This is a genomic window from Streptomyces venezuelae (assembly GCF_008642375.1).
In the GTDB taxonomy this organism is placed as follows: Bacteria; Actinomycetota; Actinomycetes; order Streptomycetales; family Streptomycetaceae; genus Streptomyces; species Streptomyces venezuelae_G.
Map to the genome: position 1 here is coordinate 8,287,471 of NZ_CP029194.1, position 17,283 is coordinate 8,304,753.

General features: G+C 71.1%; 13 protein-coding genes. 6 read left to right on the forward strand and 7 right to left on the reverse strand.

Going from position 1 to position 17,283, the window contains the following annotated elements; genetic code table 11:
• Nucleotides 1-364 precede the first annotated feature (364 nt).
• On the forward strand, nt 365-1,120 hold the full coding sequence (locus tag DEJ46_RS37680; RefSeq protein WP_150273610.1) for a hypothetical protein: 756 nt from the start codon (nt 365-367) through the stop codon (nt 1,118-1,120).
• A gap of 77 nt (nt 1,121-1,197) precedes the next feature.
• Here the strand turns inward: DEJ46_RS37680 and DEJ46_RS37685 are convergent, their stop codons facing one another.
• From DEJ46_RS37685 to DEJ46_RS37695, 4 genes are all read right to left on the reverse strand, one after another.
• Nucleotides 1,198-3,099: an FHA domain-containing protein gene (locus DEJ46_RS37685; protein WP_150273612.1), complete on the reverse strand. Its 1,902-nt coding sequence runs from the start codon at nt 3,097-3,099 to the stop codon at nt 1,198-1,200.
• Nucleotides 3,100-3,372: 273 nt separating this feature from the next.
• Entirely contained in the window at nt 3,373-3,534 is a 162-nt protein-coding gene (locus DEJ46_RS40350) for a hypothetical protein (protein ID WP_223835384.1), read from the reverse strand.
• 105 nt (nt 3,535-3,639) lie between these two features.
• A complete protein-coding gene (locus tag DEJ46_RS37690; protein ID WP_223835385.1) occupies nt 3,640-5,385 on the reverse strand; it encodes a CAP domain-containing protein in 1,746 nt (581 codons plus the stop codon).
• A gap of 131 nt (nt 5,386-5,516) precedes the next feature.
• Nucleotides 5,517-7,430, reverse strand: a complete 1,914-nt coding sequence (locus DEJ46_RS37695; protein WP_150273614.1) for an SMI1/KNR4 family protein — start codon at nt 7,428-7,430, stop codon at nt 5,517-5,519.
• Between the two features lie 101 nt (nt 7,431-7,531).
• Between DEJ46_RS37695 and DEJ46_RS37700 the strand changes: the two genes are divergently transcribed.
• From DEJ46_RS37700 to DEJ46_RS37720, 5 genes are all read left to right on the forward strand, one after another.
• Complete coding sequence (locus DEJ46_RS37700) at nt 7,532-8,560, forward strand: hypothetical protein (protein WP_150273616.1); 1,029 nt, start codon at nt 7,532-7,534, stop codon at nt 8,558-8,560.
• A gap of 219 nt (nt 8,561-8,779) precedes the next feature.
• Complete coding sequence (locus DEJ46_RS37705) at nt 8,780-9,649, forward strand: alpha/beta hydrolase family protein (RefSeq protein ID WP_411757851.1); 870 nt, start codon at nt 8,780-8,782, stop codon at nt 9,647-9,649.
• Between the two features lie 113 nt (nt 9,650-9,762).
• Nucleotides 9,763-12,450 (forward strand): helix-turn-helix domain-containing protein, encoded by a 2,688-nt coding sequence (locus DEJ46_RS37710; protein WP_150273620.1) that lies wholly within the window; start codon nt 9,763-9,765, stop codon nt 12,448-12,450.
• Between the two features lie 77 nt (nt 12,451-12,527).
• Nucleotides 12,528-13,319, forward strand: coding sequence for a class I SAM-dependent methyltransferase (locus DEJ46_RS37715; RefSeq protein WP_150273622.1), 792 nt, complete (start codon nt 12,528-12,530; stop codon nt 13,317-13,319).
• 313 nt (nt 13,320-13,632) lie between these two features.
• Nucleotides 13,633-14,889, forward strand: coding sequence for a hypothetical protein (locus DEJ46_RS37720; protein WP_150273624.1), 1,257 nt, complete (start codon nt 13,633-13,635; stop codon nt 14,887-14,889).
• Between the two features lie 36 nt (nt 14,890-14,925).
• Here DEJ46_RS37720 and DEJ46_RS37725 read toward each other — a convergent pair whose 3' ends face one another.
• The 3 genes from DEJ46_RS37725 to DEJ46_RS37735 all read right to left on the reverse strand — a co-directional run bounded on the left by DEJ46_RS37725 (nt 14,926) and on the right by DEJ46_RS37735 (nt 17,246).
• Nucleotides 14,926-15,144, reverse strand: a complete 219-nt coding sequence (locus DEJ46_RS37725; protein ID WP_150273626.1) for a hypothetical protein — start codon at nt 15,142-15,144, stop codon at nt 14,926-14,928.
• Between the two features lie 112 nt (nt 15,145-15,256).
• Nucleotides 15,257-16,027 (reverse strand): alpha-ketoglutarate-dependent dioxygenase AlkB, encoded by a 771-nt coding sequence (locus DEJ46_RS37730; protein ID WP_150273627.1) that lies wholly within the window; start codon nt 16,025-16,027, stop codon nt 15,257-15,259.
• Entirely contained in the window at nt 16,011-17,246 is a 1,236-nt protein-coding gene (locus DEJ46_RS37735; RefSeq protein WP_190623086.1) for a hypothetical protein, read from the reverse strand. The genes DEJ46_RS37730 and DEJ46_RS37735 overlap by 17 nt, the downstream gene beginning before the upstream one ends.
• Nucleotides 17,247-17,283 lie beyond the last annotated feature (37 nt).

Genomic DNA, 17,283 nt, shown 5'->3' on the forward strand with positions numbered 1-17,283 from the left:
CTGTTGAACTGTGTTGAATATTGAGGCTTTTGGCGAAGCGGCTGTCAATACTTCGCGCGCACATCGCTGACGCCGGCCACACCCGCGGGGTGTGGGGATGTCGACCCGGACGGCGACGGTCCGGAGGCGTCGCAGCCGGCGAGGTGAGGTCAAGGAGGTCACGCGAAATGGCAGGTCGCATCGGGATGAGGGGGTGACACTCGGCCCCACTGGCCATGGCGGAGGTGGCGCTTCCAGGCGCCTCGCCGCTGCGCATAGCTGCGTGACCAACTGGAGAGTTTCAATCGCAGATTGATTCGTCTTCGGAAAAGTTTCAATGCTGGATTGCATGCGTTGGCGGGGGCCGGTAGGGTCTCGATCCGGCATGACTGTGCCAAACGAACAGGAATCCACATCGCTCCTCGCCGGCTCGGCAAGGAGATCCGTCTACCCCGGAGATCTACGGAATGCGGACCGTCCGGCAGCGGCTCATCCTGAAGTCGTGAACGTTCAGCGCCACATCCTCTCCGGCCGGGCCAGGGCCCGGGGGCGTCGAGCGGTGGCGTCGGCGGCGGTGTGCGGGGCGCTCCTGTCCGCAGTGGCCTGGGGAGGCGTGGGAAGCGTTTCCGGAAGTGCTTCGGCAACCGAGTCGCCGGCGCCGCCGCACGGCCTGATCTCCGACGAGGACGCCGAGCAGATTTTTGGGAGCCCCGTCGATCCGCAGGGGCAGTTCAGCCCCGACGCCGTCCCCGAACTTCCGGGGTGCCCCGCATACGCGCGCGTGGCCACTGAGGCCGATCAGCGCATCGGATACATCTCTGACGGAGGCGATCAGCTCATGGAGGTCGTGGTGGAAGACGGGGACGACACCCGGCTACTCGAAGACCTGCGTGAGTGCTCCGGGGGAACCGCTGGGGGCAACCGGATCACCATCGACCTCACCTCCGCACCGGGTGGCCCCGGCAACGTCACCGGAGCCATCGGTGTGGACGACACCACCGTCCACCTTCGCGCTCGCGTGGTGGACGGTGACAACATCGAGGTCTTCACCGTCGGAACGTCGGAGCAAGCAGATACGGCCATCGACGTCGCAGAAGCCCGATACGCCGGAACGCCCCTTCCCGAGGGGCACTCCGACTGACCGTCTGCGCCGCCCACGTGCTCCCGGCCGCACGCCGGGTCGAGCGAGCGCGGTGAACGCCGCCGCTCAGGTGGTGATCACGACACGGCGCGCGTCCTCGTCGGGTCCGTCGTGGGGGGTGAGCCCTGCTGGTAGAAGATGTCGATGTCCACCTCCTCGCCCCCGACGGTGAGGGTGTCCCACGCGCCGCTCTCCCACAACGTGCGCAGGGTCGAGGAGTCGAGCGACTCCAGGTGGTTCCGGAGAGTCGGATCGTCGGGCATGCCGGGGAGGCGGGACGTCAGTCGGTCGCGGATCGAGCGCAGTCGTTCCATCAGGGCGTCGATGTCCGCGTTCCTGTCGAGGTCCTTCCCCTCGCTCTCCTCGATGCTCTGGGCGATCTTCTCCTTGATCGGGCGGCTGACGCCGTGCTCGTCGGTGGTGATCATCGTGTTCCACGCGCGGCTCTTGTGCCGGTACTGGAGCATGGACATAGCTGCTTCATGGCGCGCGAAGTCGGCGTCGCGGAACGGCCTGCCCCTCCAGGCTCCGTTGAGGGACCGGGCCAGCGAGATCGCGGAGCCCAGGCCGCTGTTGAGCCCCCGCCCCGGCCAGAAGTGGATCGCGTTGGCGGCGTCGCCGAGCAGGAAGCCGTACGTCCCCGGCGAGGACGACGTGGCGGAGTGGAGACGGGTGGTGAACCTGGGGCGCTGCACCATGTCGAGCCGGAAGGCGGTGACGGCGCTCAGGTCCCTCTCGGCGACCCCGAACAGCGTCAGCCCCTCCAGCACCCGCTTCCACAGGGCCGAACCCCTGACCATGGCGGGCAGGAAGAGCGTGCTGTGCGTCGAGCACTGGAAATCACCGTGGCCGTCGCGCCCCATGACGCACGGGCGTGAGGCGATGCAATCCTCGAATACGTGCCGGACAGGATCGATGCCGACCACTTCCGCGGCCTCGGCGTCGGTGAGCCGCATGTTCAGGAATCCCTCGCCGCGAAGGGCGTTGAGAAGAAAGCGGTTCTGGGCCACGGTCAGGAGAACCGTCATGGGGTCGGTCAGTGTCGATTTGACGCGCAGACCCAGGACGACATCCTGAATGTGCTGGCCGTGGAGCGAGTAGATGGACTTGTCGGCGTTACCGAACTTGTCGGCGAAGTACTCGCGTGTTCGGGAGCGGCCGCCCTCGCAAATGGCGAGCACGTGATCCTTGGTCTCGGTCTTCTGGTGCTCGGCCGGGTCGAACGCGGCGGGGACGAGACGGATGCGTTCCGGCTTTTCGTTGGCCAGTTCGAGGAGTGTGTCCTCGATGTAGGCGATCCGGAGGTTCCTGGGGCTGTAGCCGCGGACCGAGTCGGGGCCGACCGGCCACATCTCGGTGAACGCGTCGCCGCGGAACAGACGCTCCTGCACCTCCTCCGGGAGGTTCAGATACTGGCGGCTCTGCACCGTGACGACCTGCTGCCGGCGTACGTTGCCCTGGCTTTCGTCCTTCCAGACGACCTTCGCCCCGTCCTGGGTCCAGCGGCTGTCGTACACGGTGATGGCGACTCGATGCCCCATGAGGTGTTCCAGGAGCAGAGCGAAACCCAGGCCGACGGGACCACCGCCCGAAACGGTGACGTTCAGCACCGGCCCTGCCGCCAGGGTCGCCTGGGAGGAGGGGCTGAGCGGGCGCAGTACGGAGAGGTCGAGGATGGTCTCCATCGCGTCGGCCGCTTCGAAGCGGAACGTCTCGGTGCCTATCTCGATGAGGTCCCCGGGCTGCAGCTCGTGCGAGGTCACGCGAGCCCCGTTCACCCGCGTGCCATTGCTGCTGCCGCTGTCGTACAACACGAATCCGTGCCCCTCGCGGCGCACTTCGGCGTGAAAGCGGGAGACGTTCCCGCCGACTATCACGATGCTGTTGTCGCCGTTGCGACCCAAGGTGAGAGGTGTGGCGCCGATCGGGAACCGCTGTCCAGACAGGGAGCCTTGATGGCCGACAAGCCGAGGAGGCATGGGTCACCCAATTCCATGAGTCACGGATCCGATGACGAATTGCGATACGGGTGACCGGAGAGCAGCACCCTGCATCACACACCGCGAGTTGCCCGGCACGCAGGGCAATCTTAAAGCGGAGGTGAGGCCGATGAAAAGGCATGCGGACGGACTGATCATCACACTGAGGTCATTCCGTGAAGATGTAACAGAAGGGGACCGAGGGGGGCGGCTGAGACGCACGTGAATTCTGGGTCAGGAATGACGAGAACTGTCGGCGTCAGGATGGAGGGCTCAATGTCCCTGTGCCGGAACGCCGTTGGTGAACCTGGTCTCGGCCAGGTCCGCGGAGTGTGCCGCGAGGCGGTAGACGCCCTGGGTGCCCTCCAGCACCCCCGGTGCGTGGAGACGGGCGCGGTGGGCTCGCACCGGGTAGATGCGGTCGCCCTGCCGCACGCTGGAAGCTCGGCAGCGACAGGTGCGGCCCGCCGAACATCGGCTGTCGGGCCGACCCCTGCCCGCGGGTGCCGGAGCCGCGGGCAGGGGTCCGGGGTCCAGGACTCAGCGGGCGCCGAACACCTGGGTCCAGTAGGGGCCGCCGCTGGTGTGGATGCCGACGCCGATCTCCTTGAAGTCGCAGTTGAGGATGTTCGCGCGGTGGCCGGGGCTGTTCATCCACCCCTCCATGACCTGCTCGGGGGTGCTCTGGCCCATCGCGATGTTCTCGCCGTACGTCGACCACGGGTAGCCGGCGGCCGTGACGCGCTCGCCGGGGCCGTCGCCGTCGGGGTTGGTGTGGTCGAAGTAGTCCCGCGCGGCCATGTCGTCGGAGTGGCCCTGGGCCGCCTTCGTCAGGGTGGCGTTGGCGCTCAGGGCCCCGCAGCCGGCCTTGGCCCGCTCGGCGTTGACCAGTGCGATCACCTGCTCCGCCGCCGAGCTCTGGCCCGTGTCCTGCTGCGGACCGCCCCCGGAACCGGAGTCCGTGCCGCCCGTGGGGGCAGTCGTCGTCGCCGGCGCGGAGGGTGTGGCGTCGGGACCGGCGGTAGGAGGAGTGGGGCGCTTCGTCGCAGGCTTCGTGGTGGTGGGGCGAGGGCTCTTGGTGGGCGTGGAAACGGTCCGCTCCGGGGCGGGCGTCTTGGCGGCGGAGGCAGAGGCGCCGGCCGAGGCGGAGGCCTTGGAGGGCGACGGGGACGCGGAGGCGGACGCCGTGGAAGGGGAGGTGGTGACCGTCGACGGAGAGGCGGTCAGTGCGTCCGGTTCGTTCGACAGGGGAAGGTCGAGGCCGGAGGCGGTTGCCTGGTTCGCCTGCCACAGCTCCTCGTCCCCTTGGCGTGCGGAGTGCAGCGAGAAGATCCCACCGGTCACCGCGGCGACGGCGATCCCGGCGGCGACGGCGGCGCGGCGGCGGGTGCGTTCGTCGGCCTGGCGGCGCCGACGACGGGACGCGCGGCTGCTGCGCAGATCGGCCGTCGCGGCGGTGGGGTCGGGTTCCGCGAGGGCGAAGGAAGCCGTGTGATCGGTGTGATCGGGGAGGAGGAAGAAGCTCTCGGTCGGGTCGGCGGCGCCGGGGACAGCAGCCGCTGCGACCGCGCCGACGGGCACGGACGCGCCGGTTCCCGGGGCGCCGACAGGCAGGGGCGAGCCGAATCCCGTCCCCCCGGCGCAGTGGGCGCAGTGGGCGGTGTGGCGGGCCAGGTGGTCGCGCCAAGGAGCGCTCGGCTCGCCGCCCCAGCCGGCTGCCTGCTGGTCGAGGTCGGGGCAGCGCGGGGTGTGAGCCAGGGCAGTGGCCACGGACCGGGCAGCGTCCAGGCGTATGCGTACGGCTTCCATCCGTATCGCGGTGTCGTGCGGGGTCCAGTTCAGCGCGGCGGCTGTCTCGTACCGGCTCAGCCACCCCTCCTCCTCCAGCGACCACAGAGCCACCATCAGCGTGTCCTCGACGTCCAGCCAGCAGAGGGCCTCTGCGAAATCGGTGCCCGGGGCTGCGGGCCCGGTCGGGAGGCCGTGTGCGGCGGCTGCCGCGTGCGCCAGGGTGCTGTCCACGGCCATCGCGACGAGCCAGGGGCGGAAGGCCTCCGGGGAGGGCAGGGTGCCCAGCGCGAACTCGGCGCGGCCGAGGGTGTCCCGCACGATGGCGCCCACGGCCGCGTCGGCGCCGGGCCGGCCGTCGAGGGCGCGAGCCGCCAGGGCCCGGACGAGCGGCTGGTGGACGTCGACGAGCTGCTCGCGCGCCCAGGGGTCGCCGTACTGCGCCGCCCGTACCAGTTCGGTGTCCGTCAGCTGCTCAAGATCCATCGTCCGCTGCACGCTGTCCGTCCTTCACTTGCCTCTTGTGGAGTTCCTTGCGCAGGGGAGAGCCTCGGCCCGGCGTGGGGATAACGGAAAGAGGAAGACGGAATCCGTGACGTGGGTCACAGGCGGCGAGTGTCCGCTCGGACTCAGGGCCGGTGGCGTTCGAACCTGAGGTGGGCGAAGCCCTCGCCCGGGCCCGGCGCGCGGGTCCAGGAGCGGGTGGTGAAGGTGCGGAGTCTGCCCCGGGTCAGGGCGAAGCGGGGGAGGGAGAGCCCGAGTTCGGTGTGCAGGGCGTGGAGCAGGCGCCGCTCGGCGTCCGCCTCGCTGCCCTCCTCGTCGTCCGCCCCGCTGCCCTCCGGGGGGAACAGCCGCGCCGGGTCGAGAGCCTCGGGTATGACGCCGGAGCGACGGATCTCCGTACCTCGCACGGTGAAGGCGTAGAGCTCCTCGCCGTGCTCGGCCACCGACAGGTGGAACGCGGCGGGACGGTCCGCCACGGACGAACGCCTCGGGTCCCTCCACACCACCACCGCGCGGCCGGACGCGGAGGCGGCCACGGCGGGGGACAGGAAGAGGTCGCCCAGGTAGTGGTGGGAGTAGCCGTCGAACGCGAAGGACCACGACGCGCCGGTGCGGCCGACGGCGACCACGGCCCGGTCCTCCCAGAGTTCGACACCCTCCCGTTCGTGGGGCCTGAGTGCCCGCCGGGTGACGGCGTACGGATCCGTGGGCGCGCTCAGCCCGGCGCCCTCCTCGCCGATCAGGGCGGGCAGCCGTTCGGGGGCGGTCCCCTCCACCCAGACGCAGCGGTACGCGTCGAACGACTGCCGGTACGCGGATGGCTCCGCCAGCCAGGCGAGGCCCGGCGGGTCGAGGTCGGGCACCGGCTCGGGAGCGGGTCCCGTCGCCCCGGCCCGCGGTGTCGCGAGGAGCTCCCGCCCACGCTCCGGGGTGATCAGCGGACCCAGGACCGGGTCGGCGAGCAGCCCGAGCGGAGCGATCAGTGAGGGGCCCGGAGCCTCCCATCGCGGCAGCGCGTCCCGCAGTGCCCGCCACGCGGCGTCGGTCGCACCCCAGAGGGCGGACTCCCGGGCCTCGGCGACGGCCCGGCCCCATGTCCCGCGAGGCGCGTAGCGATGGGTGCCCTCCCGCACCGCGCCCAGGACGGCCTCGACGGTCTGACGGGCCGCCCCGCGCGCGGTCATCATCCCGACCCAGTGGTCGTCGTGGCCCGGCCGGCGTGCGCGGTGGGATGCCTCCGCCATGGCCTCCACCGGGAGGATCTCCGGCAGGTAGAGAGGGTCAGCCCCCAGGAGGCCGTACCCCTGGTGGTCGTGCGGGGCCAGCAGGTGCCGCAGCTGGCTCAGCAGGACGCCGCTCCGTGGCCGGCCGAAGGACAGCGCCTCCTGGAGCAGGGGCAGGGCCTCCTCGTACCGTCCGCTCAGGGCGAGCGCGTGGGCCTCGTCCACCCGGGCGTCCTGGGCGCGAGTGGTCGCGTTCACGAACTCGGGGCTCCCCGCCCGGTCGCCGTGGAAGCCGCGGTACATGGCCTCCATGTATGCGCGGAACGACGGGTAACGGTCCGGGAATTCGCCACTCCAGCCCTTGTAGACGTACAGCGCCCACTCGCCGTCCCGGTCGGTGTCGCCGGGGTCGAGCAGGGCGTGCGACATGTCGGAATCGGTCTCCAGCCGCAGCGCCCGCTGCCACATCCCTGCGAGCAGGACCTCCTCCTCGCGCGGGTCGTCGCCCAGACCCTCCTCGTACATCGGGGTCATGCCGAACGGATCGCGGAACCAGTCGATGTCCGCTGTGCCGCCGAGCCGGTGGATCCCCGCCGTCTGCTCCACGTACCACCCGTCGCTCACGGCCAGGAACTCGCGGTACGAGGGAGGCAGACGCTTCCCGAGCCGCTCCTCGGCCGCCGCGATCACCGCCTCGTCCGCGCCCGGCCGGTTCAGGGGGGCGACGGGCGGCTCGCCGTCCTCGTCCGGGCGTGGAACCCACTCCTCCTGCCAACGGCGCAGGAAGTCGTACCAGTCGAAGGTGTCACTGCTCATGGACGTGATGGTGGCACCCGGCACTGACAGCGCCTCGTCCTGCTGCGCACGGCCGACGCTCCGCAGGGTCGCAGTCGGTGGCCGGGTCTACTGTGCTGCCCATGAAGATCGAATCCCTCGACGAGCAGTCCGCCGACCGGTACGCGGCCCTGGCGGCCGATCCGGACCACGGGAGGTCGGGCCACGGCTTCGCGGGCCTCCTCAGGCTGCGGGTGGATTCCGAGGCCGGACTCCGGGCGCTGGTGGACACCTTCGCCCGCGGTGGCCTCGTCCCCTTCAAGGCGTCCGACTACGCCCGGCGGTTCCACGACTCCTTCCGGCCGCGCCTGCGCGAGCTGCGGCGTGACCCGTCCGCGTCCCCGAGGACCAGGCGGGGTGCGATGGCGGCGCTCGTCGCGGGCGGCGGGGCCGACGCGCTCGACGACCGCGACCGCGCGGTGATCGAGCGGCTGATACGGGTGAAGATCCCGCACGAGATCCCGAGGCTTCCGGAGTCGACGCTCAGCGGCTGGTGGATGGCCGTGCCCGGGGCGTCGTACGAGGGGATCTTCGAGGCCCTGGGCCTGCACGACCGGCGGCCCGTCACCGTCTCCGCGGGCGTCCAGGCGTCGGAGGGCCGGGAAGTCCGCGTGCCGGGGCCGGACGGCGCCGACCGCTTCGTGGGGCGGGCCTTCGTCACCCCGGAGCTGGACGGCTGGCGCCTCGTCTTCGGTTCCTTCGAGCAGCTCGTCGGCGAGTTCTGGGACGGGATGATCGAGACGGTCGAGCGGGTCAGCGTGCATTGCGGCCAGGCCCAGTTCTTCTTCCTGGACGACGCCGGAGGCGCCGACATGTGGATCGTGGCCGAGAACGGCCGGGTGATCCGCCAGTACGTCGCCGAGAGCGATCCCGAATGGGAGGGCGACCCGCTGCCGTGGGAGACGCTCGCGGCCGACGATCCGGACGTTGACCCCGAGTACGACGAGGTCGCCTCCAACGCGGGTACCACGGGCGCCCGGTCAGCCTGCGCGTACCTCTCCGTCGACCCCGGGGAAGTCGGCCCGGAGACCGGAACGCGTGGCCACGGCTGGCTGGCCGTCACCGCATCGGGCGTCGGCCACGGCGCGTTCCCCGGGACGCTCCGCATCTGACAGGGCGGCGGTCTCCGAGGGGCACCTCGGATCTGCCACGGCCGTGGTTCACGGGCGCCGTCCCGAGAAGGCCGGTGATTCTGCCGATGCCCGCCGGGCGTGTCGACCGGACAGTGGCCGGGCCAGATCACGGCGTGGCCGACGCCCGGACGCTCGGGCGGCGGTCACCCCACGACACGAGAGGACGACTCCGTCGTGACACGACACTTCGGCGCGGCCATGGCCGCCGCCTGTCTGACCCTGCTGCTCGCCCCCGGCGCCCAGGCCGCCGGCTCCGCTCCCGCGAGCACGGCGGCAGCCGCGGGCAATCCGTACGAGCGCGGTCCGGCGCCCACCCGGACGAGCATCGAGGCGCTGCGCGGCTCGTACACCGTCGGCGAGACGACCGTCTCCTCGCTCGCCGTCAGCGGCTTCGGCGGCGGAACGATCTACTACCCGACGTCCACGAGCGACGGCACCTTCGGCGCGGTGGTGATCTCGCCGGGCTTCACGGCCTACCAGTCCTCGATCGCGTGGCTCGGGCCCCGGCTGGCCTCGCAGGGCTTCGTGGTGTTCACCATCGACACCCTGACCACGGTCGACCAGCCCGACAGCCGGGGGCGGCAACTCCTGGCGGCGCTCGACTACCTGACCCAGCGCAGTGCGGTGCGAGGCCGGGTCGACGCGAGCCGGCTCGGTGTGATGGGGCACTCGATGGGCGGCGGCGGCTCCCTCGAAGCGGCCAAGAGCCGGCCGTCGCTCAAGGCCGCGGTCCCCCTGACCGCGTGGAACACGGACAAGACCTGGCCCGAGATCACCACGCCCACGCTCGTCATCGGCGCGGACGGCGACACGATCGCCCCCGTCGCCACCCACTCCGAGCTGTTCTACGAGAGCCTGCCCGGCTCTCTCGACAAGGCGTATCTGGAGCTCAACGGCGCCACGCACTTCACCCCGAACTCGTCGAACACGACGATCGCGAAGTACAGCCTCTCCTGGCTGAAGCGCTTCATCGACGACGACACCCGCTACGACCAGTTCCTGTGCCCGCTGCCGCGACCGAGTCTGACGATCGACGAGTACCGGGGCACCTGCCCGCTCGGCTCCTGACGGCTCCTGGCGGCTGCTCTGTGCACCGTCACAGAGCCCGGTTCCCGGGTCTGGGCCACTGCCCAGCCCCGGGAACCTTCCGCCGTCCCCTACGGGCCGGTAACGTCACCGCCGTGAGCGGAACGACGCACACCGCCGCCGGCCCGCGGCTCTACGACCGCACGGCCGAACTCGCCGCCGTGGCACGCCTGTCGGCCCGTATCGCAGCCGGACGCAGAGGCGTCCTGTTCGTCACCGGCAACCCCGGAGAGGGCCGTACGAGCCTCCTTGCCCGGGCGGCGTACGACTTTCCCGGTACGGCGTACCGCGTCGCCGCACCCCACCACCGGGGCCCGTGGAGCGCGGCGCGAGCGCTGTTCGCCACGCTCGCCCCCACCCCGGCGGGCGCGCGCCGGGCACTGCGGCTGGCGCGGGGCGAAGGCGGGCTCGCCCGGGCCGTGGCCACCCTCACCACCGAGGCGGACCGCGTACTGATCTGTGCGGACGACCTCCACCTCTGGGACGCGCACTCACGGGCCGCCCTCGCCGCTGCCTGGCAGGAGGCCGACGGCCGGGGGCCCGGCCCGCCGCGCCGCGTGGGGTGGCTGGTGTCGGCCGCGCGCCACCACACGTTCCCCGAAGTACCGGGGGCGGAGACGGTACGGCTGGGCAGGCTGACCACGGCCGGGGCGCGGGCGCTGCTCGGTGACCTGTGTCCGGTGGCCGCTCCGGCACCGCCGGTGGGGGAGCGGTTGCTCGACGAGGCGGCCGGGCATCCCGGTGTCCTGGCCGCGACGGTACGGCGACTGACCGCGGCTCAGCTCGCGGGAACCCTGCCCCTGCCGCAGCCGGCGGTCGACGACACGGTCCTCGCCGAGGTGTACGGAGGACTCCTGGAGCGCCTCCCGGCGGCCTCCCGCCGGCTGCTCGCCACGGTCGCCGTGGCAGTCCTGGCGGGCCGTACCGGGGCCGGCGGCCCGAGCACGGAGGCATACGGGGTCCGAGGCGGGAGCGGAGGCGGAAGTGGGGGCGGCGGCGTCGGCGGTTGGGCGCCCGTCGGGGCACGAGGGGCGCGTGCCTCGGCCGAGCCGCTGGCGGGGTTGGTCGCGGACGGGCTCCTGCGCCGCCGCAGGGACGGGGCGGTCGGCTTCGACGACCCGTTCCTCGGGCGCGCCGCGCTCGCCTCGGCCCGGCCGGCATGGCGAGCGGAGACCCGGGCCCCCGGCCCGGCCGCGGGTGCGGCACCCTCGGCAGTCCCTCCGGCGGACGGCCCGGCGGCCGGCGCGGCTGCGCTCGCTCGGGGTGAGGGGCATCGTGCCGACCGGCTGGGACCGCCGGCCGCCGTGCGCGCGCTCTCGCCGGTAGCCCGCGGCCGTGCGCAGCTGGCCCGTGGACTCGCCGTACTGGCCGGCGGCCCGGTCATGGACGCCCATGAAGAGCTGCTGCAGGCAGCGGAGTTGCTGCGGGGACGCGCGCCGGTGGAGGCGTCCGACGCCCGGTTCCTCGCGATGGAGGCGGCGTGGGCGGGCGGTGACGTCGAGGGGTGCCTGGCCGCCCTGGACGGTGGTGAGGACGTGCGTGGCACGGAGCGCGACTTCGCCGACGGGCTGAGCGCCGCGCTGACCGTACGGCTCGACGACGCTCGTACGGCACTGACGCGGGTGGTCGCTGGGGACGGCGCCACGGACGATCCCCGGCTGCTCCTGCGGGCCGGGTCGGCCGCGCTCGTCCTCGGCGACACCGCGACCGCGGCCCGGGTCCACGCCCGTGCGCTGGTCCGGGCGCGGGCGGAGCACCGTACCGCCCTGCTGCCCCGCGCGCTCGAACAGCTCGCGTACGCCGAACTACGCGCCGGCCGGTACAGCCGGGCCGCGCGCACGGCGAGGGAGGGGCTGCGGACGGCGGAGGCGACGGGCCAGCACAACGTGGCGGCCCACCAGCACGCCGTACTGGCTCTGGTGGCGTCGGTGGAGGGCGACGGCACCGCGGTGACGGAGCACGCCGGGCGCGCGCTCGCGACAGCGGGACCGCACGGGCTCACGCAGGCCGCGACGCTCGCCGAGTGGGCGCTGGCGCGGGCCGAGCTGGGCAGGGGGCTGGCCGCCCAGGCGGCGGCGCGGCTCGTCCCGCTGGTCCGGCCGGGTCCTCGGGGCGGTCATTTCGCGCTGCGCATGCTGGCGGTGCCCTGTTTCGTGGAGGCCGCGGTCGCGGCCGGCCGGGACGCGGAGGCCCGGGAGGCGGCCGAGGAGTACGCGGCCTGGGCCGCCCTGGGCGTCGACGGTGCGGCACAGGCGCAGCTGGCGCGGTGCCGGGCCCTGCTCGGGGAGGGCGAGGCGCCGGCGTACTGGTTCGGCGAGGCGGTGCGCCGCCACGACAGCTGCGGGAACGACTTCGAGCGGGCCCGCACCCTCCTGGCGTACGGCACGTGGCTGAGGCGCCGCCGACGGCCGGGGGACGCGCGCGGCCCGCTGCGCGACGCCCTCGTGACCTTCGAACGGGCGGCCGCCGGGGGCTGGGCCGAGCACGCGCGCTCCGAACTCCGCGCCACCGGAGGCGCCTCGGGCGGGCCGACGGACCCGGCGGCGCTGCGCGAGCTGACCCCGCAGCAGCAGCGCATCGTCCGCCTCGTCGCGCGTGGCGCCACGAACCAGGAGGTCGCCGACCATCTCTCCCTCAGCCCCCGCACGGTGGACCACCACCTCCGGGGCGTCTTCGCCCGGCTGGGAATCCGCTCCCGTGTCGAACTCCCGGGCGTGGTGGACGCGTGGGACGCGGACCGGGAGGCACGGGCCTCGGCGACCGCGCGGCGGGGGCGACCGTGACCCTCACCCCCGGCAGGGTCGCGGGAGCCTCGGCAGGTCGCGGCGGCGGCAACCCGGCCGGCACGGATGATGAAGGGATGACACGTACCTTCGAAGAACTCGTCGAGGAGGCCTCCGAGGCGTCCGTCGACGGATGGGACTTCTCCTGGCTCGACGGACGGGCCACGGAGCAGCGGCCCTCCTGGGGCTATCAGCGGATGCTCGGCGACCGGCTCGCCCGCGCCTCGGCCGGCCTCGACGTCCAGACGGGCGGCGGGGAGGTCCTCGCCGGGGTGCGGAGACTGCCGCGGACGATGGTGGCCACCGAGTCGTGGCCTCCCAACCTCGCGCGGGCCACGGCGCTCCTGCACCCGCGGGGAGCGGTCGTCGTCGCGGATCCCGACGAGCCTCCACTGCCCTTCGCCGACGCGGCGTTCGACCTCGTCACCAGCCGCCACCCCGCCACGGTGTGGTGGACGGAGATCGTCCGCGTCCTGCGGCCGGGCGGCACCTATCTCGCCCAGCACGTCGGTCCCGCCAGCGTCTGGGAACTGGTCGAGTACTTCCTGGGCCCGCAGCCGGAGGCGGCCCGGCACCGACACCCCGACGACGAGAGCGCGGCGGCCCGCGGCGCCGGTCTCGAGATCGTCGACCTCCGCTCCGAGCGGCTGCGCATGGAGTTCCACGACATCGGCGCCGTCGTCTGGTTCCTGCGCAAGGTCGTCTGGATCGTGCCGGGGTTCACGGTGGAGTCCCACCTGCCCCGACTGCGCACGCTCGACGCGCTGATCCGCGCGGAAGGGCCGTTCGTGGCCCACTCCGCACGGACCCTGATCGAGGCCCGCAGACCGCAGACCGGCGACTGGGCCGAGGGTGCCACCGCACGCTGATGGGTCGTCATGAATGGTCCGCAGTAAGCACGTCGAAGGGGGCGCGAACCCGAACGGAAGTGGGTGTCGCCTAAACTCCCGCGAGTCATGCACATGATAAGCGTGGGAGTTCTACGTGAAGAGAATGTATAAAACGCGTGCGCTTTTGGCGTTGATGGCGACGGTCACCGCTTCACTGCTCGCGACCGGCTCCGCTCAGGCCGCCGCCGATCCCGGTCTGGATCTTCGCAACTTCAAGCTTCAGCCGATCGGCAATCGGGCCGAACTGCACGACCGAGTCGGCAAACTGAATGCCGATCTCCCCAATGTCGGCGTGAATTCGATCCTGAAGGCCGCCCCTCGCGAGGGCACCTGGTCCAACGGCGTCTGCAACGGCGCCGCCACCGAAGGAAGCACGATCCCGGAGGGCTTCTCCCGCAGCTTCTGCTTCGAGGACGCCGACAACGGCGACGCGAACTCCGAGTGGTGGCCGCAGGGCGTGACCACCGTCGCCGACGCCGACGCGGACCGGACCTGGGGCGACCCCGAGACGGGATGGAACCCCGCCGACCACAAGCCCATGCTGGTCACCTGGTACAACAAGGACGACTGGAACAAGGACAAGAAGCCCGACGACACGGACGTGGACGGACTGAACACCGAACGCAAGGGTGTCCGCGTCTCCTTCATCGATTCCAGCACCGGCAAGTACGCCCACGTCCTGCTCGTCTACCCGTTCATCAATTCCTCGGGCAACGCGAGCTACATGAGCGTGCGCACCTCGCAGCACTACTCGACGAGCCAGAAGCAGTACGGTTCCCTGCACGCCGGCGGAATCGTCTGGTACGGCTACTACCTGTACGTCGCCGACACCAACCGCGGATTCCGGGTCTTCGACCTGCGCGACATCATCGACCTCGGCGCCCTCCCCGCCGACCAGTGGGGCACCTCCAAGACCGCGATAGGCCGGCAGAACGGCGTCTACCACGCCCACGGCTACCGCTACATCCTGCCGCAGAGCGACGGCTGGACGAACACCGCCTGCGACACGGTCGAGCCGCCGCCGGGCACGCCCTGCGACATGCAGGACGAGGAGAAGACCTGCGAGGCCACGGACGTCACCCCGAAGACCAGCTTCGCGAGCCTCGACCGCAGCTCGGCCGTACGGCACATCACCACCGGCGAATGGTGCGAGCGGGCGCAGGCCACCGACGCGTACCGGACCGGCCGGGTGATCCGCTGGCCGGTGAACGACACCGGGGGCACCCCGGCGCTGGACGCCAACGGGAACTGGGCCGCCGACTCCGCCTACCGCGTCCCCTTCAACACCGCCTACGAGGACAACGGCGGCATCCAGGGCGCCGCGGTCGTCGACGGCACGTACTACCTCAGCCAGAGCCGGGGCGCGCTCAACGGCAAGGTGATCGTCGCCCGCCCGGACTCCGCCACCGGGCGACTCGTCGAGACGGCCGCCCGCCGCACCTCGGCGATCGGTGTCGAGGACTTCTCCGTCTGGCCCGGTTCACCGGACCAGCTCTGGACCGTCACCGAACACCCCGGACAGCGGATGCTGTTCAGCATCACACCCTGACGGGACGCCGAGCCGTCGGCGCGACCGGATCGCCCGCTACAGCCCGAAGCCGAGGATCGCCACCTCCAGCGGCAGGGCGGGCCGCTCCGGCAGCGCCGGCGGCTCCTCGCCGCGCCCCGTGTGCGTGGGCAGAACGGGTCGCAGCGCACGGAGCCCGTCGGCTGCCCACGGCGCGTCCGTGGCGGGGAGCGACAGCGTCATGCGCCGCCCGTCCGTCAGCGTGGCTTCGAGCGTGGTCGAGTCCTCGGCCTGCATGACACCTCACTTCGTCGGCGCACCCGAGCGCCGATCCCGGCACTCGTCGGAACAGACGCCCGATCGCGGCGAAAGGTTCCCCTGCGGGCCGCGCCCGGTGGCGTGAGAACGGTCAGACGGGCGGCATCAGATCGCTCTCGCTGATGGTGTACGTCAGAGGGGGGTAGGAGAAGTCCACTTCGTCGTTCTCGCGGCGCCGAAGTCGGTAGAACTCCTGCCTCTGCTCATCGTCGGCCGACGTGAGACACGCACCCTGCGGCAGGTATGCACGGCCGTCGCGAAACCGAACGAGGGTCTTCGACGTTCGGAACGTCACGCCCAGCCATGGGTTGTCCGCCGCCTGGGCAGGCGCGTCCAGGACGATCTTGTGCTTGAGCCGCCGATTCGAGTCGACGGAGAACGCGACGACGCTGTTGTGCGCGAGGGGGATCTCGATCCTCTCGCCACCTGAGCTCTTCGATTCGACGATCAGCTTCCTCGGCGGGCTCGCTTCGGGATGTCGGTAGCAGGAGAAGACGGCGATGAACGACTCGCCTTCCAGGTCGAGGGCTTGGTCGGAATGGCTGCCCATGGTCTTGTACGCGTTCGTGTAGCACTCGACGAGAGCGTTGTTGAAGCCGACCGAAAGCGCCGCATGCTCCTGAACCTGCTGCGCCAGCCGTTCGTGCACCGCCCGGAACCGCTGCGCCGGGCTGCTGTATCGCGTGGTGGTGCGGACAAGAGGCACGCCACCCACCTCGTCGATCCTGGTCAGGGTGGCACTGCGCCGTCCCTTTCCCACATCCTCCCAACGAGTCGACGCGGACAGCTCCGCGAAGAGATCCTCCTCGGTCGGCACACTGTACGAGAGGATCTCGTCCGAGATCCTAGATTCGGGGGGCATCGTAGTCCCCCGAGTTCATGCTGAAGAGGAATTCGTCGCCGTAGTCGATGAAGGACGAGGTCCTGTTCTCCTCGGCGTACAGCCTGCGCAGCTCGTCCATGCCGTCCGGTGTGGGCGGCCCCAGCTTCACCAGACCCCCGGCCACTTTCAGGAACGTGTGGCCGTCCTTGTGAACGGCTTCGGCGCTCGAACAGCGCACGACGTAGCCCAGGCGGGTCGGGAGCAGGCCGGCGTCCAACGATGCGGGCCGGATCTCGTGCGTGTACAGGCGGTTGGTGGACAGCGGCATGAAGAAGACGGAGCCCGGATAGAGGGTCACGGTGAACTGCGAGGGGAGCGCGACCCCGTCACGGCCTTCGGTCTGCTCCTTGAGCCGGAAGCGGAGCCTGGTCAGTCCGCTGACACCCTTCACGCCGTAGTCGAAGGCGTCTTCCGTCAGAGGCTGCAGCTTTTCGAGCCGGTCGTAGAAGGTGCAGAAAGCCATGATGCCGTTGACGGGCATGTCCTTGGTCTTGTCGGCATGCGCCGAGATCTTGGCCTTGGACTGCTTGCGCTCGGCCGTGGCAAGGGTGTTGCGGTAGACCTGAGCGAGGACGTGATTCAGAGATGCCTGCTTCCGGAAGACGGTGCCCGCCTCGCGGTTCAGGGCCTCGACGATACGCGTATCGGTCGGGCGGAAACTCTCGGTCGGCCCCGACAGATTCGTGGAGCACCGGAGCAGACGGAAATGCAGTTCGTCACCGTCTCGCGTGACGGGCGTCAGATAGATACCGCTGCGATGGGCTGTTCCGGGCTTGGTGGACTCTGTGAGTGACTGGAACTCGTGCTCCGCACGAATCCCTTCGAAGTGATCGACGTCAAGCCCGAAGAAGCGGCGGTAGTACACGCCGACTCCGTGCACGCGGAGGGGAACACGGCCGAGGCCGATGCGAACCCAAGGACTGTCGTCGGCATCCTCGTGGTACCCGTGCGACAGCTCCCGGACAACGAAAACCCTGGCTGCCGCACGCAGTTGGTGACCGCTGATCCCGGATATGTCACCGCACAGGTAGACGGTCTTCTGCGCCGTGACGTCGGGCGGACCGGAAGCGAGGTCCTCCGGCGTTATGACGGACCCGAAGAAGTTCCTGATCGACTCATCGTCGTGCAGTACCGAAGGCGCAACCAAGATGTTGCTCGTATCCTCGATGTACGCTTCTGTCAGCTCTGATGTGTCCATCAAGCAGTACCTGCCATTCGCAGATGTTGGTGGATTG

Excerpts from the sequence above, each read along its gene's own strand:
- DEJ46_RS37680 (WP_150273610.1), top strand. The coding sequence starts at position 365 with ATGACTGTGCCAAACGAACAGGAATCCACATCGCTCCTCGCCGGCTCG.
- DEJ46_RS37685 (WP_150273612.1), bottom strand. The coding sequence starts at position 3,099 with ATGCCTCCTCGGCTTGTCGGCCATCAAGGCTCCCTGTCTGGACAGCGG.
- DEJ46_RS37715 (WP_150273622.1), top strand. The coding sequence starts at position 12,528 with ATGACACGTACCTTCGAAGAACTCGTCGAGGAGGCCTCCGAGGCGTCC.
- DEJ46_RS37730 (WP_150273627.1), bottom strand. The coding sequence starts at position 16,027 with ATGCCCCCCGAATCTAGGATCTCGGACGAGATCCTCTCGTACAGTGTG.
- DEJ46_RS37700 (WP_150273616.1), top strand. The coding sequence starts at position 7,532 with ATGAAGATCGAATCCCTCGACGAGCAGTCCGCCGACCGGTACGCGGCC.
- DEJ46_RS37695 (WP_150273614.1), bottom strand. The coding sequence starts at position 7,430 with ATGAGCAGTGACACCTTCGACTGGTACGACTTCCTGCGCCGTTGGCAG.
- DEJ46_RS37725 (WP_150273626.1), bottom strand. The coding sequence starts at position 15,144 with ATGCAGGCCGAGGACTCGACCACGCTCGAAGCCACGCTGACGGACGGG.
- DEJ46_RS37705 (WP_411757851.1), top strand. The coding sequence starts at position 8,780 with ATGGCCGCCGCCTGTCTGACCCTGCTGCTCGCCCCCGGCGCCCAGGCC.
- DEJ46_RS37735 (WP_190623086.1), bottom strand. The coding sequence starts at position 17,246 with ATGGACACATCAGAGCTGACAGAAGCGTACATCGAGGATACGAGCAAC.